The following is a 21,636-nucleotide window of genomic DNA, read 5'->3' on the forward strand; positions in this document are numbered from 1 at the left end:
TTCTATACTATATATTAGCATTATCATTTTCTAGTTGTCTATACCAATTTAATTGAATCGATAAACTTAAATTTTCCATCTTTCGCCCATCAAGTATGGTAAAGGAATTTAAATATCTATTATTGAATTAAAAATTGGTATAGACATCTATAAGTATTTAGTGATATATTTACTAATGGAAAAGCGCTTTCACTAGAATGACTTTTAAAAAGGAGAGAACTATTATGTTAGGCTTTTTACAACGGATTGGTAAAGCATTAATGCTTCCGATAGCAGTATTGCCTGCTGCAGGGCTATTGCTTCGGTTTGGACAACCCGATTTACTAGATATTCCATTTATTGCGAATGCAGGAAACGCGATTTTTGCAAACTTAGCATTAATCTTCGCGATTGGAGTAGCCATTGGTTTTTCAAAGGATAACAACGGTGCCGCTGCATTATCCGGTGCAATAGGTTACTTGGTTTTAACTGAAGGAACAAAAGCAATTGATAAAGATATTAATATGGGAGTTCTTGGAGGAATATTAGCCGGGATTATTGCGGGATTATTATACAATCGCTTCCATGATATAAAGTTGCCTGAGTGGTTAGGCTTCTTTAGTGGCCGAAGGTTTATTCCAATTATTACTTCCATTGCAATGGTTCTTTTAGCTGGAATTGCCGGATTTGCTTGGCCGCCGATTCAGGATGGCATTAATGGGCTCGGCAACTGGATTATTGGCTTAGGAGCAATCGGGTCAGGTATTTTCGGTTTTTTAAACCGTCTGCTCATTCCTTTAGGCTTGCACCATGTATTAAACAGTTTATTCTGGTTCCAATTTGGAGAGTATGCTGGTAAAACCGGAGATATTGCACGTTTCTTTGCTGGAGATCCATCTGCGGGCGGTTATATGACTGGATTCTTCCCAGTTATGATGTTTGGACTTCCTGGTGCAGCGTTTGCTATTGTAGCTGCCGCAAAATCGGAGAAAAGAAAAGCTACATTAGGAATGTTTATTGGTCTAGCATTGACTTCATTCCTCACAGGGATTACAGAACCAGTTGAGTTTTCATTTATGTTTATTGCTCCATTATTATATGGTGTTCATGCTGTTTTAACAGGATTATCCTTTGTTATTACATCGATGCTTGGAATTCGTGATGGCTTCACTTTTTCTGCAGGTGCTATTGATTATGCATTAAACTTTAACATCGCTGAAAAGCCATTATTGTTATTAGTAGTAGGTCTTGTCTACGCCGTTATTTATTTCGTTATTTTCTACGGATTAATTAAAGCATTTAATATTAAAACACCTGGCCGTGAGGATGATGACGAAAACTTCGATAATGCGACTCCCGCTGCCACTGTTGGTAACAATGAATTTGAAACGATGGCTTATCATTTTATTAATGATATTGGTGGAAGAGAAAACATTACAACAATTGATAATTGCATAACACGCCTTCGCTTAAATATTAAAGATATGGAGAAGGTAAGCGAATCTGCCCTCAAAGCGCATGGTGCTAGAGGAATTATGAAATTAAATAAATCCAATCTGCAAATCGTGGTTGGGACTGAAGTAGAATTTGTTGCCGATGCTATGAAGAAAATTGATATGGACAATGTAAATCTTGATATAATTCCCAACGAAGACACATCAGTGAAAGAGAATCGGAAACTACCTCTTTCGGAAAAAGAATTTATTATGCCTATTGAAGGAGAAATTATTCCACTTCATGAGGTTCCAGACCAGGTCTTTTCACAAAAAATGATGGGTGATGGTTTTGCAATCGTTCCATCTAAAGGTTCAGTAGTTTCACCTGTTGACGGTGAAATCATTAATATATTTCCAACAAAACATGCCCTTGGACTCAAATCAAAACAAGGATATGAAATTCTCATCCATGTTGGGATGGATACTGTGAATTTAAAAGGAGAAGGTTTTACAGTTCTTGTAAAAGAAGGCGAGCAGATTACAAAAGGGCAAGAAATTCTAAAATTTGATTTAGATTTCATCAAGAAGTCAGCTCCATCTACTGTTACTCCTATTATCTTTACGAACCTAACAAAATTAAATGTAAAGAAACAAGGACACACGCCTCAAGGTCAAAGCGGTATTCTATCGATTGAATAAAAAAGAACGACAGGTGTCAGGCACCTGTCGTTCTTTTTATTATGCGAATAGTTTCGCTTCTTCGGCTTGGAAAAAGCTCTTCATCGCATGAAATACATGAAGTCCATGTTTATAAGATTGAATTTATTTAATCAATCTTATAAATGGCAGTATGTTTACTTTTCTTAAAGAAAATTTTTTTTATCTGGTGCAATCACATCGCATCCGCATAATATGGATGAAAAATGACATCTTTTGATACATTTACAAAAAACAGGTTATAGTATGTTCTGATTTGCTTCAGGAAATGGTAAAATAAATTATCTATAAGTAAAGGCACCTGTTTAGTTAGGTGCCTTCATTACTTCAAAGGAGACATAAATGTTTTCTTCATTTTCATTTTTTGAGATATTTTTTAACAAATCTAGATGGATTTCCTTAATTCTTACTGGTCTGTTAACCGCGTTTGCTAGCGAAATCAAAGTAATTCCTTTCAATGGGGAGGCTTTTCGTTTCGGATTAGGAAGTATTACTTTTTTTCTAATAATTCTTATTCAGCCACCAGCTTCATTAGCTCTAACTGGGTTCTTCACTGGCATGATTGTCGTTTGTTTTCGCATTCTTGGAGATTTGATGATCGATCCCGTTCCTTTCTTGGCAAGCATAAAGAATCATCTGCCTGCATTTCTGTTTTATTTCTTGTTTGGTTTAGGGCTCAGCGTGATTAAAATAGAGAAATACAAAACTTTTCCCCTTCTACTTGGTTTTTTGGCTGCAGGAATAGAGTTTATCGCAAACGGCGCAGAGCACCTGATGCGCTACCTGTTATTAAATCATAAGAACTCAGGTTTTAGCGAATGGGCAATATTAAGCGGGGTTGCCTTATTCCGGAGCTACTTCGTTGTAGGACTATATAGTTCCATAACTGTTTCGGAACAAAAAAAACGAATGCAAGAAATGCTCGAAGTTGGATCGGAATTATATTCGGAAACTCTCTACCTTCAGAAATCAATGAATCATATTGAACAAATCACGGCATCTTGCCATGATTTATATCGAAAATTAAAGAAGAGCAATCAGGGCGAGCTAAGCGTGCAAGCATTGCTCATTGCTCAAGAAATACATGAAGTGAAAAAGGATTCACAGCGGATACTTTCAGGTCTGTCCAAGATAACGATTCAAAAAAGTAATGATGATCTTTTTCTTTCTGATGTGCTAGGATTTGTGGTTACAGCAAATGAAAAATATAGTGAAATGTTAGACAAAAAAATCTTGTTTAATCTGACAATTTCTACTGATTTTTATACCCATCAAAAAATACAATTACTGGCATTATTGAATAATCTGACCGCTAATGCTGTTGAGGCCATTTCGGAAAAAGGAAAAATCGATATAGATATCTTCGAGGAACTAGAGTTTATTTCTTTCACTATAAAAGATTCTGGAAATGGAATTCCCGAAGAGGACCTTTCAATCATCTTTGAACCTGGCTATACAACAAAATTCAATAATCATGGGGTTGGTGCAACAGGGATTGGTCTATCTCATGTACATGAAATTGTTCATACTCTTCAAGGCCAAATTGAAGTAGAATCACAAGATGAAGGTACTACTTTTCGAATCAAAATTCCTACCGATAACATAAGAAAGAAAGGTGAATAAAACTGAGATATTTTATAGTAGACGACGATAAAGCAAGTCGTAGAATGCTAAAGAAAATCATTTCAGAGGGCAAGCTAGGAGATGTAGTCGGTGAAGCAGAATCTGGCGCCCATTCGCTTCCGCTCATCCTTTCGATCCGTCCAGATGTTGTCTTAATCGACTTTTTAATGCCTAATCTCGACGGAATTGAAACAATTGAACAATTGAGGATTCAAGGATTTCAAGGACAATTCATCATGATTTCTCAAATCGAAAATAAAGAAATTGTCGGTGAAGCTTATGAAAAGGGTGTTGAGTTCTTTATTCATAAACCAATCAACCGATTAGAAGTACAAAGCATTCTGAAAAAAACAGTAGGACAATATCGCCTTAGACAATCGTTAATGACTATTCGGGAATCCCTGGCATACATGGAATCAGACAAGTTTACGCAAAAACAACGAAGTGTGAAAGAAATCGTATATTCCATATTAAATGATATGGGGATTATCGGAGAATCAGGAAGTGGGGATATGGTATTGATGATGGAATTTTTAATAAATCGCAATGATTCCACTGCACTATTGCCCCCTCTCAAGGATTTATACGAAGCTATTTCCAGTTCGAATAAAGCAGACATCCTGGATATTAAAAAAGAAACGAAATCGATTGAACAGCGTATCCGCAGAGCCATTATAGCAGCACTTAACAACTTGGCTTCATTAGGAACATTGGATTATACCAACCCCAATTTTGAATATTATGCACCCCGTTATTTCGATTTTCAAGAAATAAGGGTACGAATGAAAGAAATGAATCAAAATAGCAATGAAGCAACAAAAGTAAAAATTAATATTAAAAAGTTCCTCCAAGTTTTGTTCCTTGATACAGTAGAAAAATACTCTCAAACTTCATAAAAGAAACGATTTATTTCCCCAGATCTTTAGCAAAGTTCTGGGATTTTTTCTGTCGATTCAAAATAAGGTAAATATTTTATAATCAGTTATGTCGGATTTAGTAGGATTTAATAATCTCCTTATATGATTAACTTACATTTTAAAATTCACAGAAAAATTAGTAAGCGTTTACACTCTATATTTTAAGGAGGATATTGGATGAAAAAATTTAAGTTTGGCTTAGGTTATCAAATACTTGTTGGATTGATTTTGGGGATTATTGTCGGAGCCATTTTTTACGGAAATCCTGCAGTTGCAACCTATTTACAGCCCATTGGTGACATCTTTATTCGAATGATAAAAATGATTGTGGTTCCCATTGTTATTTCAACACTAATCCTTGGTGTTGCCGGAACCGGGGATATGAAAAAGTTAGGTAAACTCGGTGGGAAAACCATTCTTTACTTTGAAATTGTTACATCGATCGCTATTATAATAGGTTTGCTTGCAGCGAATATTTTTAAGCCAGGTGTAGGTGTGGATATGTCCAAACTGGCTAAAGGCGATATACAAACATATGTAGACTCAACAAGTGAAGCAACAAGTCATAGTTTTATGGATACATTTGTGAATATTGTTCCGAAAAATATCTTCGAATCTATAGCAAATGGGGACATGCTTGCTATCATTTTCTTTTCCGTTATGTTTGGGTTAGGAATTGCAGCAATCGGTGAAAAAGGAAAACCAGTTCTTGCATTCTTCCAAGGTACGGCCGATGCCATGTTTTGGGTAACAAATCAGATTATGAAATTTGCACCATTTGGCGTTTTTGCCCTTATAGGTGTAACGGTTTCAAAATTTGGAGTAGCGTCCTTAATTCCACTTGGAAAATTAGTTATTTGTGTTTATGCCGCAATGTTCTTTTTTATTGTTGCTGTGTTAGGTGTTATAGCAAAGATATGTGGGACCAGCATTCTTCATATTACAAAGATATTAAAGAACGAAATCATTTTAGCTTTTTCAACGGCCAGTTCAGAAAGCGTCTTGCCAAAAGTGATGGAAAAAATGGAGAAATACGGGTGTCCGAAAGATGTTGTTTCCTTTGTTATTCCAACAGGTTATTCATTTAACTTAGATGGTTCTACCCTCTATCAAGCGCTAGCAGCAATTTTCATTGCTCAAATGTACGGAATCGATTTAAGTATTTCTCAACAAATTTCTTTAATGTTAGTATTAATGGTTACATCCAAAGGAATTGCAGGTGTACCGGGTGTTTCTTTTGTGGTTCTATTAGCAACTTTAGGAACAGTAGGCATTCCACTAGAAGGCCTCGCATTTATAGCGGGTATCGATAGACTTCTAGATATGGCTCGTACCGTTGTTAATGTATTCGGTAACTCATTGGCAGCAATCGTTATGTCTAAGTGGGAAGGACGATTTGATTCAAAGAAAGGTAAAGAATACATCACTTCCATTGATAAAGCTGCATAAGATGGTAAACACAAAAAGGCGATGACACTCAGTCATCGCCTTTCATTTGTATTAATAATCGAACTTTTTATTATTTATTAGTGGTTTCCCAAGTAATATTAGGTTCAGAAGGCTGAGGATCATTTTTCAACAAGAACTGCTGCAAGCTAGCTATATCATCAGTATTAATAAAATCAACACCGACTTCAAAAGTTCCTTCCATATAGCATCTCTGTCATTCGATTGAATTTATTTAATCAATCTTATAAATGGCAGTATGTTTTTTGAATAAAAAAAATAAACGTATTATATACAAGTTATGAAAAGAATCTTGTATATAATCCACCTTTTCAGGGAAGATGCTTATTGCATTAAAGTACAGTTATCTACAGTATCATCGACAAAAGATTGATACAATGCACCTTTTATCTTTGTGTACATGTATGCCAAGATAAGTGGATAAGGACTTGACGTGGAGCCTCTGTGGGTACGATTTGTCTTGAAAGGCTAAACAGTTGTTTCATCAGGCAACCAAGCCTATCATACCCACCTCTCCACGTAAAGTCCTATCTTTGTGTACGTTGAAAACTATAAATAAACGGCAAGTGCCAGGCACCTGTCGATTTTTGGATATAATGATTGAATATTAACTTGTGTTTTTGGAGCCAGCAACTTAACAAAGCTCACCCACAATTTTTGTCCCGTGAACTTCACTAATATTTAACATACTTGCTATATTATTTAGGTTCTTGTCAGTTATTCCCCCTCCGGGAAGAATAATAATTTGGTCAGCCACAAAATCCACAAATTCCTTCAAACGGCTAAGGTTGTCTTCGATTGATTTAGTACTTGGTCCTCCGTGTGTTAAAATTCGATTCACTCGATGTTTCACAAGCCAATCAATAGCTTCAAACTGATATTCATTTTTTATCTGATCAAACGCCATGTGAAAGGTTACATCCAGCCCTTTCGCAGATTCTAGCAGTTTGAGCATGGCATCCTCATCAATCCAATCAGAATCATTTAAGCAGCCAATCACCACTCCATCTGTCCCTAACTGCTTGAAATGGGCAATATCATTTTGCATAATCTCAATTTCTTCTTTAGTATAAGTAAAGTTTCCGCCTCTGGGCCTAACCATGGTCATTACCTTCGTATTTTTGGAGTGACAATATGCAATGGTTTTTGCAGCTACCCCGTGACTAACAGTAGTGCCTCCGACAGATAGGTTGTCACAAAGCTCAATGCGATGTCCCCCCTTTTCAATAGCCACAGGAACCAAAGTAAAATTCTCTACACAAACTTCTTTTAGCATATACACCCACCTTTCATATAAAACTCAAAGAATACTCCCGGAAAACTAGGCAAATCAAATCTCCTGTTTTCTTGCAGGCTCATCATGTTATCATACAAGAAAAAAACCATTCATGAACCTTCCCTACTTTCCCCCTATCACTCGGTCCTCAAGTAACTGGCAATCGGCTTGGATGCTAAGCCTGAGAACTTCATGATTATTTATGCTATAGTTTGTACACTTATTTTCATATAAGCCTATGCGGAATGGACAAAAGGAAGATACAAATAAAAAAAATCTAAAAAGCCGGCATCTGCTGGCTTTTTGCTTACGCGTAAAATTTTGATTCCTCTTTTTGAATAAAGCTTTTCATTGTATGAAGGACGTATGCTTTTTACTTAAGAATATAAGTACGGAATCGTTCATCTTTAATATTTTTATAGGCTGACATTAGAGTTTTTAAAAAGTTAATGAATTTGTTTTCTGTTATTAACAAGTTCATAAATAGTTTTGGATTCCACTTAAGAAATCCGTATCTTCTGCTATCACCCTGTCATCTTTACCAATTCCACAAAGCTTAATGTAAAGTAACTTGTAGCAATAGCAAAAAACGACTGGTGCCTGACACCAGTCGTTTTTGTTAAGCAAATAATTTCGATTCTTCGGCTTGGAAAAAGCTCTTCATCGCATGAAATACATCTGCTTTTTGCTTAAGAATATAGTAGCGGAATTGATCATCTTTAATGTTCTTATAGGCTGACATTAAGGTTGAATGCCGATTGTATTGATTTACCTCTCCATACCCGAACATGTTTGACACCTTCATTAATTCCTCAACTAGCTTCACGCAGCGGGCGTTATCCGATGTGAGATTATCACCGTCTGAGAAGTGGAATGGATAGATGTTGAACTTACGTGGATTGTATTTGGCATCAATGATTTCTAATGCTTTGCGGTATGCAGATGAACAAATTGTCCCACCGCTTTCACCCTTAGAGAAAAAGTCCTCCTCAGTAACAACTTTAGCCTCAGTATGGTGCGCAATAAACTCAATTTCCACTGTTTCATATTTCGTTCTTAAAAAGCGTGTCATCCAGAAGAAAAAGCTGCGTGCCATATATTTCTCCCATATCCCCATACTTCCACTTGTATCCATCATTGCGATGACCACCGCTTTGGAATCCGGTTTAACTACTTCATTCCAAGTCTTAAATTTCAAATCATCCTTATAAATAGGGTGAAAAGCAGGCTTCCCGCTCATTGCATTCCTTTTAAATGCAGACATCATCGTTCGTTTCTTATCGATATTCCCCATTAAACCTGTTTTTCGTATATCGTTGAATTCAATATTTTCAACGAGATGCTCTTCTTGTTCTTTTCTTTTTAAATTTGGAAGCTCTAATTGTTTAAATAGGGCTTCCTCAAGCTCCATTAATGATACTTCTGCCTCAAAATAGTCTTCGCCTGCTTGGTCTCCTGCTCCTTGGCCTTTACCTGGTCCCTTTTGGCCGCTAGAACCGTCACGTGCAACGACATCACCTACTTGACTGTCACCATCACCTTGGCCCACGTGTTTGTTTTTGTCATAATTATAACGAATTTTATATTCGTCCAATGAACGAATCGGAATTTTTACTACATCTCGACCATTAGACATAATTATGCTCTCTTCTGTAATTAAGTCTGGAAGATTGTTGCGAATTGCCTCCTGGACTTTTTCCTGATGCCTCTGCTGATCATCGTGGCCTTTACGATGGAGGGACCAATCTTCTCTTGAAATGACAAATTGATGGTTGTTAACTGACAATGTAAACCCCTCCTTATTAATTTATTAGTTTCCAAAATGCACAAATTTTTATCAAATTCATAATATAACTCGAATGAAAAAATTAAGATAAATATGGATTACTTTATCCTATGCAGAAAAATAGAATAATTTACAAATTATTTTGACAATTGTGCTTTTGCCTGCTAAATTGGACAAATTATCCATATGGATGCACCGGGACTTTTCCTTATCATCATAAGGAAAAAAATAGACTGACAGATTACCTTCTGCCAGTCCTAGCTATTTTAATCCACTTATCTATTTAATAGACTACCAACATAACGCAGCAATTCATTAGCTGATGTTGTATTATAGCCATGCTCATCAACTAACCTGGCCACCACGTTATTAATCTTTTTCAATTGCTGTTCATCAGGTGTTTTCGATGAAGTGGTGATTTTTACTACATCCTTTAAATCTGCAAACAATTTCTTTTGAATGGCTTCACGCAGGCGGTCATGAGAGTTGTAGTCAAAACGTTTGCCTTTTCTTGCAAAAGCAGAAATTCTTATTAGTACTTCTTCCCTGAAAGCCTTTTTCGCATTTTCAGAGATGCCGATTTGTTCTTCAATAGAACGCATGAGCTTTTCATCTGGATTGATTTCTTCTCCAGTAAGTGGATCGCGAAGCTTCGATTTGTTGCAATAAGCTTCAACATTGTCAAGGTAATTATCCATTAACGTTTTAGCTGATTCTTCGTATGAATAAACAAATGCTTTTTGGACTTCCTTCTTGGCAATATTATCATACTCTTTACGGGCTAATGAGATATAATTCATATAACGTTCACGTAACTCTGTAGTGATGGACGGATGTTGATCCAGCCCATCTTTTAATGATCTTAATACATCAAGTGCATTAATTGAAGGTATTTCTTTACGAATGATCGTGGATGAAATCCGGTTAATCACGTAACGAGGATCAATACCACTCATACCTTCATCTGGATATTCCTTCTTAAGTTCATCCACATCCGCCGTATTAAAGCCCTCCACACTTTCTCCATCATAAAGGCGCATTTTCTTAAGTAAATCAATATCGCCTTTTTTCGGTTCCTTTAAGCGAGTAAGGATGGTAAACATCGCTGCTACCTTTAACGTATGTGGTGCAATGTGAACATCAGAAACATCACTCTCATTAATCATCTTTTCATAAATTCTCTCTTCTTGTGACACCTTCAAGTTATAAGGAATAGGCATAACAATAATCCTTGAGTGGAGTGCTTCATTTTTCTTATTGGAGATAAAGGAACGATACTCCGTTTCGTTCGTGTGTGCAACGATTAGCTCATCAGCACTAATTAAGGCAAACCGGCCTGCTTTGAAATTCCCCTCTTGAGTTAGAGACAACAAGTGCCAAAGGAATTTCTCATCACACTTTAACATCTCCTGGAATTCCATCATTCCACGGTTCGCCTTATTAAGCTCACCATCGAAGCGATAGGCGCGTGGATCTGATTCGGAACCAAATTCCGCAATGGTTGAAAAATCAATACTTCCTGTTAAATCGGCAATATCCTGTGATTTCGGATCGGATGGGCTAAATGTTCCGATTCCAGTTCGCTTATCTTCGGAGAAGAAGATTCTTTCTACTAAAACATCTTCGATTCGTCCACCATACTCCTGTTCTAGACGCATCATATTCAATGGAGAAAGATTACCTTCGATGCGAATTCCATACTCATCATGGAAATCCTTGCGTAAATGATGTGGAATTAAATGAAGTGGATCTTCATGCATTGGGCATCCTTTAATGGCAAACACAGAGCCTCTATCCGTGAGAGAGTAAGCTTCAAGTCCCCTTTTTAGCATGGTAACAAGAGTTGACTTCCCTCCACTTACAGGACCCATTAATAACAAAATACGCTTCCTTACATCCAGCCTTTTTGCTGCCGGATGGAAGTATTCTTCAACAAGCCGTTCCAGCGATTCCTCTAAACCAAATAATTGATTGCTAAAGAATTCGTACTTTTTCGTCTCTTTTTCTTCAGTAATTCCTGCATCTTTAAGCATATTATAAACTCGTGAATGTGCCGACTGTGCAACCCATGGCTTCTCTTTCAACAACTGTAAATAATCTGCGAATGACCCTTCCCACCGTAGCTTTTCTTCTTCTTCGCGATACATCTCGATTTTTTTTAGAATATCCATAAGGCCCTCCCCCTGTAGGTTAATCAGAGACGATTAATATACTCTATGCTGATAAGCTTTTGAACATGCGTACCATTCCAAGTAGCGTCTATCTTTTTTGTATTAATAAAAAGAATCTCCCTCTTTTCATTTTTATAAGATAGGCTATAATAAAACTATATGTGTGATAAAAATGAAAAATGTATGACGAAGGAGGATTACATAAATATGAACACTTTCATCGTTTGTTTAGTAATGGTCACGTTTTTAGCGGCAATCTTCACATCAGGTTATAATGACAAACCAGGCTCTTCAAAATAAAAAAACTGCCAATCGGCAGTTTTTTTATTTAAGATTAAGTTTATTTTTTTGAACAAACTCCTTCATATACATTCTACTCTTCCTATCAAGCATAGTAGCTATTTGGTCAGTCCAGCGGTCCTTTCTTTTCCCATTGGTCCGCTCTTCATAGTAACACGAAATCAAATCATCATATTTTTGCAGTTGACTTAGATAAACTTCAGTGCTTTGTTGATATTCATCTTCATGGTAAACATGTTCATACGGGAGCCTAGGTTTTTTGTCTGTCAATTTGGTTGGTACTCCAACAGCTAGCCCAAACAAAGGAATAACCCGCTCAGGTGTCTTTAAAAGCTTTTTAACTTCTTCTAGGTTATTGCGAATTCCACCTATGTAACATATTCCTAACCCAAGTGATTCCGCTGCAATCGCTGCATTTTGTGCAGCTAAAGAAGCATCTATTAGAGCAACCATGAACTTTTCAGTACTTTCGATAGATGGAGTAACATCTTTTTGTTCCTTCTCCCCAATAATGGTGTGACGATAAAGATCGGCGCAAAAAACAAAAAAGTGACCATTTTTTTCAACATATTCTTGGTTACCAGCAATCTCAGCCAATTTTTTCTTTTTCTCTTTGTCCTTAACACCAATAATAGAGTAGGCTTGAATAAAACTTGATGTTGCCGCTGCTTGGGCACTAGTAACAATCGTTTTGATTTGTTCATCTGTTAATGGCTTGTCCTCAAAATGACGAAGGGAGCGATGATTAAGAATTGTATTGATAACTTCATTCATGACAAACTTCCTTTCATTCATCAAAAGGAGGCCCGATAGGACCTCCTTTTATTATTTTAGATGAGCATAGTTTTGCTGACGAAGTGCTTCATAAATTAGAATGGCAGCTGTATTGGATAAATTTAAGGAACGAATATTTTCATTCATAGGGATCCGCAAACTGACGTCTTTGTTATTTTCAATAACATCTTTCGGAAGTCCTGTTGTTTCCCGTCCAAAGATAAAATAGTAATCTTTGCTTGAATTACTATAATCAAAGCTGCTAAAAGGCTTTTGACCAAATTTTGTGATATAAAAAAAATCACCGCCAGCATTCTTTTCATAAAAGTCATCAAGTGAATCATAGTAGACAATATTAACGTGTTGCCAATAATCCAAACCTGCTCTTTTTAACATTTTGTCATCGGTCGAAAAACCTAATGGACGGATTAAATGTAAATTGGTATCTGTTCCGGCGCATGTTCTTGCTATATTTCCTGTATTAGAAGGAATCTGTGGTTGATATAATACTACATTTATTGACACGTTTCTCACCTCGATAAAAAACTCTACATGCCATTATACCACTATGATTTATCCTTTCAATAATGATGCATTTTTAACCCAGAATCGTATAAAACTTATATTTTATTTTAGGTGTGTAGGCAGATGAATCTTCGTATGCCCAATACCTCATTCGGCTATTATAGGTATGGGCGTTCACTAACGGCATTCCATGTGCATCCTTACCCGTAACAATTGTATTATGATTAAATCGTCCATCCCCTTCAAAATCGTAACAAATAACATCACCTAATAATAATTGATCAGGACTGCTGACTTCTCGTGCCCGTAAACCACTTTTAGAATGTGCAAAATAAAGCTTAAATGAGTGTGCCACCGCCCAGCTATAGCTCCAATTCTTATTTTGGAGCCACCACCCTTTGCCCCGATTTGGATAGCCTCTCATCGGCGCTTCGCCCGTATGGAGGCATTGTGAAATAAAGTTGGTGCAATCATTCTCAAATTTTTTGTAGGCAGGATTGTAGCTGTTCCACCAGCGTTCCGCATATTGTACAGCTTTTAAGCGGTTGTATTGAAAGCTTAATCGTTCATCACTATCCTCTAAGCTCTGTGTAATTGGTACTTGATAAGACTCATGATGATCATAAGGGTTGATTTCCTCATCCATCACTAAAGCCTCTTTATAAAACTTAGCTAATCTTTCTTCGACTTCTTCCTCCATGTAAAGAATACCTTTTTGCTTAATTAAATATTGATAATGAGCATGATATTTTACTGTTTGAAATTCATCCTCTTCATTTCTTTCTATTATTCTGCCGGCTGCTTTTACTTTGACAATTTCTGCAGACCTTTTTGACAATGCACTTTGTTTTATTTCAGCCTTTGGAAAAAATACTTTATGTTTTCTTTTATCGGAGACAAATTGATTTACTCTTTTATCAAATAAATCTTGTATCAAATGAAGCATATTTCTCACCCCTTTCTCTCATACATATGAGAGAAGACAGGATTTCAATCAAAAAAAATGAGCGAACCCTTGAGTTCACTCATTTTTACCTATAATAACTTAAACCTTTTTCTATTTCATTTTGTACTTCCAGATCGGTTTCAAGCTCTTGAGCTTTTTTTAAGGCAGCGAAAGCAGTTTCACCGCCAATTTTCCCAAGGGCCCAGGCAGCTGTTCCTCTTGATACTGGGCTTCCCTCATTTTCTAATACATCTACTAATTCGGGAATTGCTGTTATATCCTTAAAATGGGCAAGCGCGATAATCGCATTCCGTTGAATCGGCTTTTTCCCTCGCCATGAACCAGCAATGTAGCCAAATTTAGCTTTAAATTCCCGATTACTTAATTTTAAGATTGGCTTTAGTAACGGTTTGGCAATATCAGAATCCGCTTCAAGTTCCTCATGGAAATGAAAATTCTTCCCTTTGTTAACCGGACATGCTGTTTGGCAGGAATCACAGCCATAGACGCGGTTACCAATTTTGTCTCTAAACTCATCTGGGATAAATGTTTTTGTTTGTGTTAAATAAGAAATACAGCGCTGTGCATTAATTTGTCCACCTTGTACAAGAGCCCCTGTTGGACAAGCATCCAAACACTTTGTGCATGACCCGCATTGATCTTCAATTGGTGTATCTGGTTCAAAAGGGATACTGGTAATCATTTCCCCCAGATAAACATATGATCCGAACTCCGGTGTAATAATGGAACAATTTTTTCCGCTCCAACCAATTCCAGCACGCTCGGCAACAGCGCGGTCTGAAAGTTCTCCAGTGTCAACCATTGATTTTAACCTAGCTTCTGGCATTTTTGCAGAGATAAACTCCTCAAGTTTGTGCAGCCGGTCCTTGAGAACATGATGATAGTCGAGACCCCAAGAGGCCCTGCTGAAAATCCCTCTTCTCTCACCCTTTTTACTCTCAACACGGTTATTCATTTTGGAAGGGTAAGCAATGGCAATGGAAATGATCGAACGAGGTTCCTCTAGTAATAATGAAGGGGTCACTCTTTTCTCTATATCTGGTTCTTCAAATCCTGATTGGTATTTGAGTTCCTGTTGCCTTATTAATCGGTTTTTCAATTCAGTAAACGTGTCTGCGGTTGTGAAACCAATTTTATCGATTCCAATTTCTTTACTATAGGCGATGAGTTCTTCCTTTAAGTTTAGGACATCCATTTAAACCCCACCTTCCCTAGAAGTCATTTATTTTAATAATTGGCTTGTTATATTATTAGATGCGCATCTATTTATGATAAACTATTTTCAATGAATTTTGGAGGTGGAATGGTTGGAAATTCAACTCTCACAGGAATTATTTGAGCAAATACCTAACTTTAAGCTGGGGATAATTGAATATAAAGATATTGTGGTCGGGGAATCGCAGCAAATGATAAAAGGAAGACTCCAGATGTTCCAAGAATCTATTTATTTTGATTTAGAAAATAAAAATGTTACTGAACTCTCTGGCATTCAGGAATGGCGTACTATTTTTAAAAAGATCGGTAAAGACCCGAACAGGTATCGACCCTCAGTAGAGGCGTTATACAGGAGAGTACAAAAACAAAATTACCTTACTTCCGTTCAGAGTGCGATTGATATTAATAATTTTTTCTCTTTACAATATCAAGTACCAATCGGAATATATGACCTGGATCTCATAAAGGGACGGGTGAGCATTCGGTTGGGAATGGTGGGTGAGGAATATAACGGATTGAATGGGCGAATAAATTCTTTAAATCGTCTAATTGTATCTTGTGATGAACAGGGGCCATTTGGAAGTCCATTCGTCGATTCTGATAGAGCACCAGTAACTTTTGCTACTAAAAATGCACTGCAAATTATTTATTTGAGACCTTCAACCGACGTTGAAAACGCGATGAAACTAACAGAATCTTTAATGAATATGTTTACAAAATTACATGGAGGAGAATCTTCCTTCCAAATCCTTAGGTGTCCATAGGGCATCTTTTTCTTTGTATAGAAAAAAACGCAATGCATCGTTCTCTTATGTAACGATACACTGCGTTAGTTAATATGTATGGAGCGGGTGATGGGAATCGAACCCACTACATCAGCTTGGAAGGCTGAGGTTTTACCAGTAAACTACACCCGCACTAATAAGTGACAAATTTTTGAATCATCAACTGACCTTTTCTATATTACACACTATTTTTAGTATCGTCAAGGGAAAAATGCAAATTTTGTCGAATTTATTTCGTTACATAGAAAATGAACTAACACTGTATTTTCTATGACTAGGTTATTACTCAAAAGGTAAAGAAATGACTTTTTTCTGTAAATCCGCTTATAGTCTTGCAAAAAATATCAAGAGGATCTGTATTTTATTACTAATACGGTTGGTGATAATAACGTAAAGTAGATTAGATTTCATACATGCACAAGATTTATTAATTTCCCTTGGTTAGCGTTGGTCTATTTTTTCATTCAGCGGGCTGCTGACGCTTCCTCTAGTTACCGTTGAACCGTTTTTTCACCAGCGAGGGGCACGAATAGATTCTATTATCCTTTAACATAGTAAATAACTTAGATGTAACTCTGTTAGTGGATTAGTGGTCAATAAAGCACTAAATTTTCGCAAAAAAAAACATTTCTCAAATTAATGAGAAATGTTCTTTTAAAACAAATTGATACCGGTGATCGGGGTCGAACCGATACTCCTCACGGAACACGATTTTGAGTCGTGCTTAAAATTTATTTACGAAATTATTTACGAGATATGGCGTCCATTCAACGTTTTCTTGCGTTCAACTGCTGAATCCAAAAAAGTTCATTCGCACGATTACCTGTTTATATTCACTATATCAATTTTACATACACTTGTACAGACTCTAAATCCACTCAACAAAACTAGGAAGACGTAATAAACCTTCCTTCGTTAAATTACGATATTTAACACGGCACCTCATTGGCTCGATAAACTTGAAATCCTCCTCTTCACGGATCACCGGCTTTGCATATATTTGGGTTCGAACTAACGGAGGTACACCGAGTTCCATCACTGCAGCATAACGTCCATCTTCGAATGCCAACAGCAAACCGAAATCCTTTGGCTGCTTACGATACCCAACGACATTTACTTCTGAGAACTGGTAATTAATCACCTTCAGCCATGAATTTGAACGTTTACCCACTTCATAACGTGAGTCTTTCCGTTTTAATACAATACCTTCAAGCGCTTGGGCCTTTACAGCGTCAAAATAAGCTTCACCGTGCCCCTCAATGAACTGCGTCTTAGCAATCAACGTATTATTCTCTGGCACTAACTCTGGAAATACTTCTTTACGTTTGTGAAAGGGTAAGTTTGTGATCGGTTCTCCTTCGTTTTTTAAAACATAAAGGCAACAAAGGTAACAGGCGATTTATCTTTCGAACTCATAAACCAGCTCATCATATCTTCAAAGTCAGATCCTCCCTGGTTTTCTATTAAGATTAATTACCATCTAATACTGTACCTGGAGCAATATCTAGTTGAAGCAGTTCTGAAAGTTTTTATGTGACTTCATTATTGTGACATGAAAACACCAGGACCTTGCTGTTGTTGTATAAAGAATACATCAAGCGGATGCCGTCTAATTTAAGTTATCAATACCTAAATCGTAAAAAGCCACAAAAAATAAAGGGTAAAGCATATTATACATGGCTAATGCATTTATTCGATAATATCCGAGTTGTCACTAGTGACTTTAGCATCAAATTAGAATCGGTAATATACCCCCATTTTGCTAGCTAATTATGGTAAACTATTGATTTTCTACTGGAAATAACACAGGATATATGCCAGCGTGTTTATTGAGTATTGCCTCAGTTCTTGTATCTTTTTCTTTCTTTGTATACCTAAAAGACATTATTCTGGCAAGTAAGTTAAGGCCACCAGCGGCCATACAGATTTCATTTATACTTTTTTCTCTATATTCAGGATGTTCTAATAAAAAAGCATTAATTTCCGGAGAATTTCTGAAATTTTGTACGGTTATTTGGTTATCTAAGCAATAGTTTTTATGCATTTCAATAAAAGATTTATCATCATATTTAATGATGTAAATAGACTTTTCTAAATCATTATCCGGCTGTTGTGCAATGCAGCTATCATCCATTTGTGGCGACATTGAAAGACCAGTTGCTTTAAAACAAAAAACGGAGAAAATTTCTGAACCAGCCCGACTATCAAAGTCATGGTCACTCATGTATACACGTCCATTATCGATTCTTTCGTTTTTGTAATATAAATTCAATATGTACAGAGCCCCCATCGCATGAAGCAAGTTCTCAATATTTGCTTTTTTTAATGAATTCCTTCGGTCATGCTTAACTGCTTGATATGCTTGTTTCCACTTGCTCCCGCTTGTTCCACGCTTATTAGCTTTATGCAATGGAGTTAAAATCTTATTCGCTTCATTTGTAAAGTAAAAATTTGTAGCAGAAAGTACTATTTGTTTCTTGCATAGTTTCCAATTCTGTTCTAACAGTTCAATGCAATCAGTATCAAAATATAAATCCCTCGGCTTTCCGTCTACATCAAAAGGAGATATATTACCACCAAGCTCACAGTACAGTTCTTTTGAAATAGCTTCTATTTCTACTGCACAGCGAACAATCAAATCAGCAATATGCATAGAATACACATTAAGTTGCTCGTCAGCAAAATGAATATAATCAGCCAATTTCAAAAATTCTTTCTCTAAGTTTTTGTATACCGGCCAAAACAAATTTAATTTATTCACAGCTTCATCTCCCCCAATATTTTCTAGTTTATAGTAGTATTTTACCATAATAATTAAATAGATGATGAACTAGTTTACATAAAAAAAGATCGCCATAAGACGATCCCTATACATTTTTATTTAACATTTCTATTAAGCTACCATATCTTTTTCAATGTTCCCTTTACGAGTTTCCAAGTATAATCTTCCTTTTGAACATAATATACATAATGATACTTGTGGCTCGATTGTTCCCATCCTTCTTTGGTGGAAATGTCCCCTTCCAGTTCAATACCATTTATGTAATTGCTAGAAGTCATTGAATCAATTGTATTTATCACATCTATATATCCATTTTCAAAAGTATCATACGGATGTCTTAATTGCCATGAAGTATCCCAACTGTTATAGGCTGGAATATAGGAACGATTATTCATGTTATTAAAATAATCAACTAGCATATTTTTTGCTTCTACTTGGTCAGGAGTGTCATAAGAATCAATGTAATCTGTTGCAACATTTATATTATCATACTGATCTGACGAAAAGGTTGTGTCTGTGGTAGAATCCGTTGCAGTATCAGTGGGTGTTGTTGTATCTGTGGGTGTAGTAGATTCTTGATTGGTTGATGTCTCTGTGGTTGTATTCGTAGTTGTGTCGGTTGTTGTTGGTAAGTTATCATCAGAACTATCGTTTAGTAAACTGTTAGGATTATCCCAAAAGTAGTTTCCTATATCTGAATACACAAATGGAGTATAAAAATAATTATAAAGCGGGTAGTAGTTGGGATAAAGTTTTGTACCTACTTTACCTGTGTAAGGATTAATGTTTCCGTAGGTTGACCAGTTATTATAAAAATTCCCATCAGGATTACTTCGATAATGCGGTTTTACACACGTACCATCTTTTTTTAAATAACCTTTTACATGTACAGCTGCATATACTTGTGATGTAGCACTAAACACTATGAGCGTGATAATAACAAATACCCATTTAATTTTCCCTATATTTTTACCACATCCTTCCTATAAATTCATTATAAACAACTTAGCTTTCCCACTCAACAGTTGGCGAATACAAAGTATTAAAAAAAGACCGCCATGTGACGACCTTTATATAGATATTTCACCTAGTAATATATACTATGACTTTAACGAAGCATTTTGTTCAAGGTGGCTATAGTAAAAAGAGATTGTATTAAACTACATTCAACTTCCACCCAAATGTTTTAACAAAGATATTTTCTTTCTTCGCCGCAGCTATTTCCTCTTCAAAATACGGCAGTATACCTGGGCAAACTATTAACCCTTTAATATTCGTGTAACCAAGTTCGTCTCTGGATAACTTCATATAATGTTTTATTTGTTGTTTCACCTCACGCCCTATCTTATCTTTTTTAATTTCAACAACAACGACTTCATCATTCATTGGATCCAGTAACAGGAGATCTAATCTCGAATCATCGGAAAATATATATTGCTGTTTTAATAGTTTAAGACCTTTACCTAATATATAGGGATTACTTGCTATAAATTTCTCTATATCTCTCTCAAGCACTTGAAAAACTTCTTCGGTTGATAACAGTTTATTCGATAACCGCCCACTCTTTTCATTGTCTCTGATTAAATCTAATAATAGCTTTATATCGTTATCATTCAACACCTTCCATGTTCTTAGAGCAGAAGATATTGCTGCTAAAGGCGTTTGACTTGTATTAAGATTTGCTGGTCTAGAAAGTTGTTTTAACAAGTGTTCTTTTAACTCAAGAGGAACGTCCAATACCTTTGAACGAATTGGGTTTCCAAATATAACACATTCGTTATTATCCAGTTGATTTTTATTCTTCAAAAGGTGATGATTGTTATATTTATCCCTAAACAACGGGTCATCTATTATTTCTTTCACATGGTGTACTTCTTCAACAAAGTAGTAAGCCGTGATATATCTTTTATCGTAAATAGTCTTATGAAAAAATAAATAATCACCTTTTTTTAGTCCAAATAACTTTTCCCCATTAGCTTTTAAATCACCGTAAGTAAATTCCTGAAACATCGGATCCTCATGTCCATTATTTTTTTCCGGATCTACGTAACCAATCAAATTGCTTGCCATACTCTCACCCTTTCTTTAATCGGTATCCATGTTTTAAATATAGCAGAAAGTGCCTATCAGCATGATTTCTTAGAAGGCAAAAAATAAAAAATGTTTAACTAACTAATCAGTTGGTAATTATGTTAATGGGGTGATGATGGGTTTGACTAAGAAATTAAATTATGAAGAAATTAAAAGTTATATTGAATCCAACGGAGTAATGCTTTTGTCAGATACCTATGTAAATGCTTTAACCCCCTTAGAATGTCTGTGCCAATGCGGAAATCTATTCACTATTTCGTTAAACAACTTTAAAAAAGGAAGGCGATGTCCTAAATGCTCTTCAATAAGGTTATCTGAGAAGAATCGATTGCCATTTGAAATCGTAGAGGACATATTTAACAGTCAAGGTTATCGACTTATTTCCAAATATATAAATAGTAAGAAAAAAGTAAAGTATGCTTGTCCAAATGGACATATTGGGGAAATAACATTATCCAATTTTAAAAGAGGGTCTCGTTGTTTCCGATGTATTCTAGAAAAAAGGTTTCAATCAAAAGGTGAGGATCAAATTTCTTAATAACTCAAGAATTAGATCTTATTTGTTTCACAAGGATGACAATCCGAATTAATAGACAAAAATTCAAAAATAAAAAAGGTGATAAACATGCTCATAACCCAAACTGTGGATTTAATATGGGACAATAGAAACAGAAAACGGTACATTTCCAAAAACTATATCTTTACTAAAATAGGAGATAAATTTTCTGTATCAGTTTTTGATTTACCAGATAATTCCACTGTAAGAATCAAAGCAAAATGCGATTATTGCGGGCAAGAAACCCCTCCTGATTTCACATATGGTCA

The 21,636-nt window shown here is 36.0% G+C and carries 17 protein-coding genes and 1 tRNA gene; 5 read left to right on the forward strand and 13 right to left on the reverse strand.

Annotated elements, in window-relative coordinates:
• Positions 1-224: 224 nt before the first annotated feature.
• From nagE to J7E77_RS07530, 4 genes are all read left to right on the forward strand, one after another.
• The gene (gene nagE, locus J7E77_RS07515; RefSeq protein WP_214713327.1) at positions 225-2,114 is read left to right on the forward strand and encodes an N-acetylglucosamine-specific PTS transporter subunit IIBC; all 1,890 of its coding nucleotides are present in this window, start codon (positions 225-227) and stop codon (positions 2,112-2,114) included.
• Positions 2,115-2,474: 360 nt separating this feature from the next.
• On the forward strand, positions 2,475-3,755 hold the full coding sequence (locus tag J7E77_RS07520) for an ATP-binding protein (protein WP_214713328.1): 1,281 nt from the start codon (positions 2,475-2,477) through the stop codon (positions 3,753-3,755).
• A 2-nt stretch (positions 3,756-3,757) separates the two neighbouring features.
• A complete protein-coding gene (locus J7E77_RS07525) occupies positions 3,758-4,651 on the forward strand; it encodes a response regulator (RefSeq protein WP_214713373.1) in 894 nt (297 codons plus the stop codon).
• Between the two features lie 198 nt (positions 4,652-4,849).
• Positions 4,850-6,121 carry a cation:dicarboxylate symporter family transporter gene (locus J7E77_RS07530; protein ID WP_214713329.1) on the forward strand — a complete coding sequence of 424 codons (1,272 nt, stop codon included), beginning with the start codon at positions 4,850-4,852 and terminating at the stop codon, positions 6,119-6,121.
• A 70-nt stretch (positions 6,122-6,191) separates the two neighbouring features.
• Here the strand turns inward: J7E77_RS07530 and J7E77_RS31105 are convergent, their stop codons facing one another.
• From J7E77_RS31105 to queG, 8 genes are all read right to left on the reverse strand, one after another.
• Positions 6,192-6,323, reverse strand: a complete 132-nt coding sequence (locus J7E77_RS31105; protein ID WP_285290503.1) for a hypothetical protein — start codon at positions 6,321-6,323, stop codon at positions 6,192-6,194.
• A gap of 450 nt (positions 6,324-6,773) precedes the next feature.
• A complete protein-coding gene (locus J7E77_RS07535; RefSeq protein ID WP_214713330.1) occupies positions 6,774-7,415 on the reverse strand; it encodes a copper homeostasis protein CutC in 642 nt (213 codons plus the stop codon).
• 619 nt (positions 7,416-8,034) lie between these two features.
• Positions 8,035-9,201 carry a sporulation protein YhbH gene (gene yhbH, locus J7E77_RS07545; protein ID WP_168242317.1) on the reverse strand — a complete coding sequence of 389 codons (1,167 nt, stop codon included), beginning with the start codon at positions 9,199-9,201 and terminating at the stop codon, positions 8,035-8,037.
• 275 nt (positions 9,202-9,476) lie between these two features.
• A complete protein-coding gene (locus J7E77_RS07550; protein ID WP_214713331.1) occupies positions 9,477-11,372 on the reverse strand; it encodes a PrkA family serine protein kinase in 1,896 nt (631 codons plus the stop codon).
• 324 nt (positions 11,373-11,696) lie between these two features.
• Complete coding sequence (gene nfsA / locus J7E77_RS07555; RefSeq protein WP_214713332.1) at positions 11,697-12,446, reverse strand: oxygen-insensitive NADPH nitroreductase; 750 nt, start codon at positions 12,444-12,446, stop codon at positions 11,697-11,699.
• 51 nt (positions 12,447-12,497) lie between these two features.
• Positions 12,498-12,971, reverse strand: coding sequence for a tRNA (uridine(34)/cytosine(34)/5-carboxymethylaminomethyluridine(34)-2'-O)-methyltransferase TrmL (gene trmL / locus J7E77_RS07560; RefSeq protein WP_088085886.1), 474 nt, complete (start codon positions 12,969-12,971; stop codon positions 12,498-12,500).
• Positions 12,972-13,044: 73 nt separating this feature from the next.
• On the reverse strand, positions 13,045-13,917 hold the full coding sequence (locus J7E77_RS07565) for an amidase domain-containing protein (protein ID WP_214713333.1): 873 nt from the start codon (positions 13,915-13,917) through the stop codon (positions 13,045-13,047).
• Between the two features lie 85 nt (positions 13,918-14,002).
• A complete protein-coding gene (gene queG, locus J7E77_RS07570) occupies positions 14,003-15,133 on the reverse strand; it encodes a tRNA epoxyqueuosine(34) reductase QueG (RefSeq protein ID WP_214713334.1) in 1,131 nt (376 codons plus the stop codon).
• A 112-nt stretch (positions 15,134-15,245) separates the two neighbouring features.
• Here queG and J7E77_RS07575 point away from each other — a divergent pair, with 112 nt between their 5' ends.
• Complete coding sequence (locus J7E77_RS07575) at positions 15,246-15,917, forward strand: B3/B4 domain-containing protein (protein ID WP_214713335.1); 672 nt, start codon at positions 15,246-15,248, stop codon at positions 15,915-15,917.
• Positions 15,918-15,996: 79 nt separating this feature from the next.
• On the opposite strand, the gene J7E77_RS07580 is transcribed toward J7E77_RS07575, so the two are convergent.
• The 5 genes from J7E77_RS07580 to J7E77_RS07600 form a co-directional block, all read right to left on the reverse strand.
• Positions 15,997-16,070, reverse strand: a tRNA-Gly gene (locus tag J7E77_RS07580).
• Positions 16,071-16,806: 736 nt separating this feature from the next.
• Positions 16,807-17,337, reverse strand: a complete 531-nt coding sequence (locus tag J7E77_RS07585) for an ATP-dependent DNA ligase (RefSeq protein WP_214713374.1) — start codon at positions 17,335-17,337, stop codon at positions 16,807-16,809.
• A 381-nt stretch (positions 17,338-17,718) separates the two neighbouring features.
• Positions 17,719-18,699: a hypothetical protein gene (locus tag J7E77_RS07590; protein ID WP_214713336.1), complete on the reverse strand. Its 981-nt coding sequence runs from the start codon at positions 18,697-18,699 to the stop codon at positions 17,719-17,721.
• A 137-nt stretch (positions 18,700-18,836) separates the two neighbouring features.
• Entirely contained in the window at positions 18,837-19,643 is an 807-nt protein-coding gene (locus J7E77_RS07595) for a hypothetical protein (RefSeq protein ID WP_214713337.1), read from the reverse strand.
• Positions 19,644-19,875: 232 nt separating this feature from the next.
• On the reverse strand, positions 19,876-20,790 hold the full coding sequence (locus tag J7E77_RS07600) for an endonuclease NucS domain-containing protein (protein ID WP_214713338.1): 915 nt from the start codon (positions 20,788-20,790) through the stop codon (positions 19,876-19,878).
• Positions 20,791-21,636 lie beyond the last annotated feature (846 nt).

This window comes from Bacillus sp. ISL-77, assembly GCF_018613105.1.

Coding starts and splice junctions, on each gene's coding strand:
- nagE (WP_214713327.1), top strand. CDS start 225: ATGTTAGGCTTTTTACAACGGATTGGTAAAGCATTAATGCTTCCGATA.
- J7E77_RS07535 (WP_214713330.1), bottom strand. CDS start 7,415: ATGCTAAAAGAAGTTTGTGTAGAGAATTTTACTTTGGTTCCTGTGGCT.
- J7E77_RS31105 (WP_285290503.1), bottom strand. CDS start 6,323: ATGGAAGGAACTTTTGAAGTCGGTGTTGATTTTATTAATACTGATGAT.
- queG (WP_214713334.1), bottom strand. CDS start 15,133: ATGGATGTCCTAAACTTAAAGGAAGAACTCATCGCCTATAGTAAAGAA.
- J7E77_RS07565 (WP_214713333.1), bottom strand. CDS start 13,917: ATGCTTCATTTGATACAAGATTTATTTGATAAAAGAGTAAATCAATTT.
- J7E77_RS07520 (WP_214713328.1), top strand. CDS start 2,475: ATGTTTTCTTCATTTTCATTTTTTGAGATATTTTTTAACAAATCTAGA.
- nfsA (WP_214713332.1), bottom strand. CDS start 12,446: ATGAATGAAGTTATCAATACAATTCTTAATCATCGCTCCCTTCGTCAT.
- J7E77_RS07550 (WP_214713331.1), bottom strand. CDS start 11,372: ATGGATATTCTAAAAAAAATCGAGATGTATCGCGAAGAAGAAGAAAAG.
- J7E77_RS07600 (WP_214713338.1), bottom strand. CDS start 20,790: ATGGCAAGCAATTTGATTGGTTACGTAGATCCGGAAAAAAATAATGGA.
- J7E77_RS07530 (WP_214713329.1), top strand. CDS start 4,850: ATGAAAAAATTTAAGTTTGGCTTAGGTTATCAAATACTTGTTGGATTG.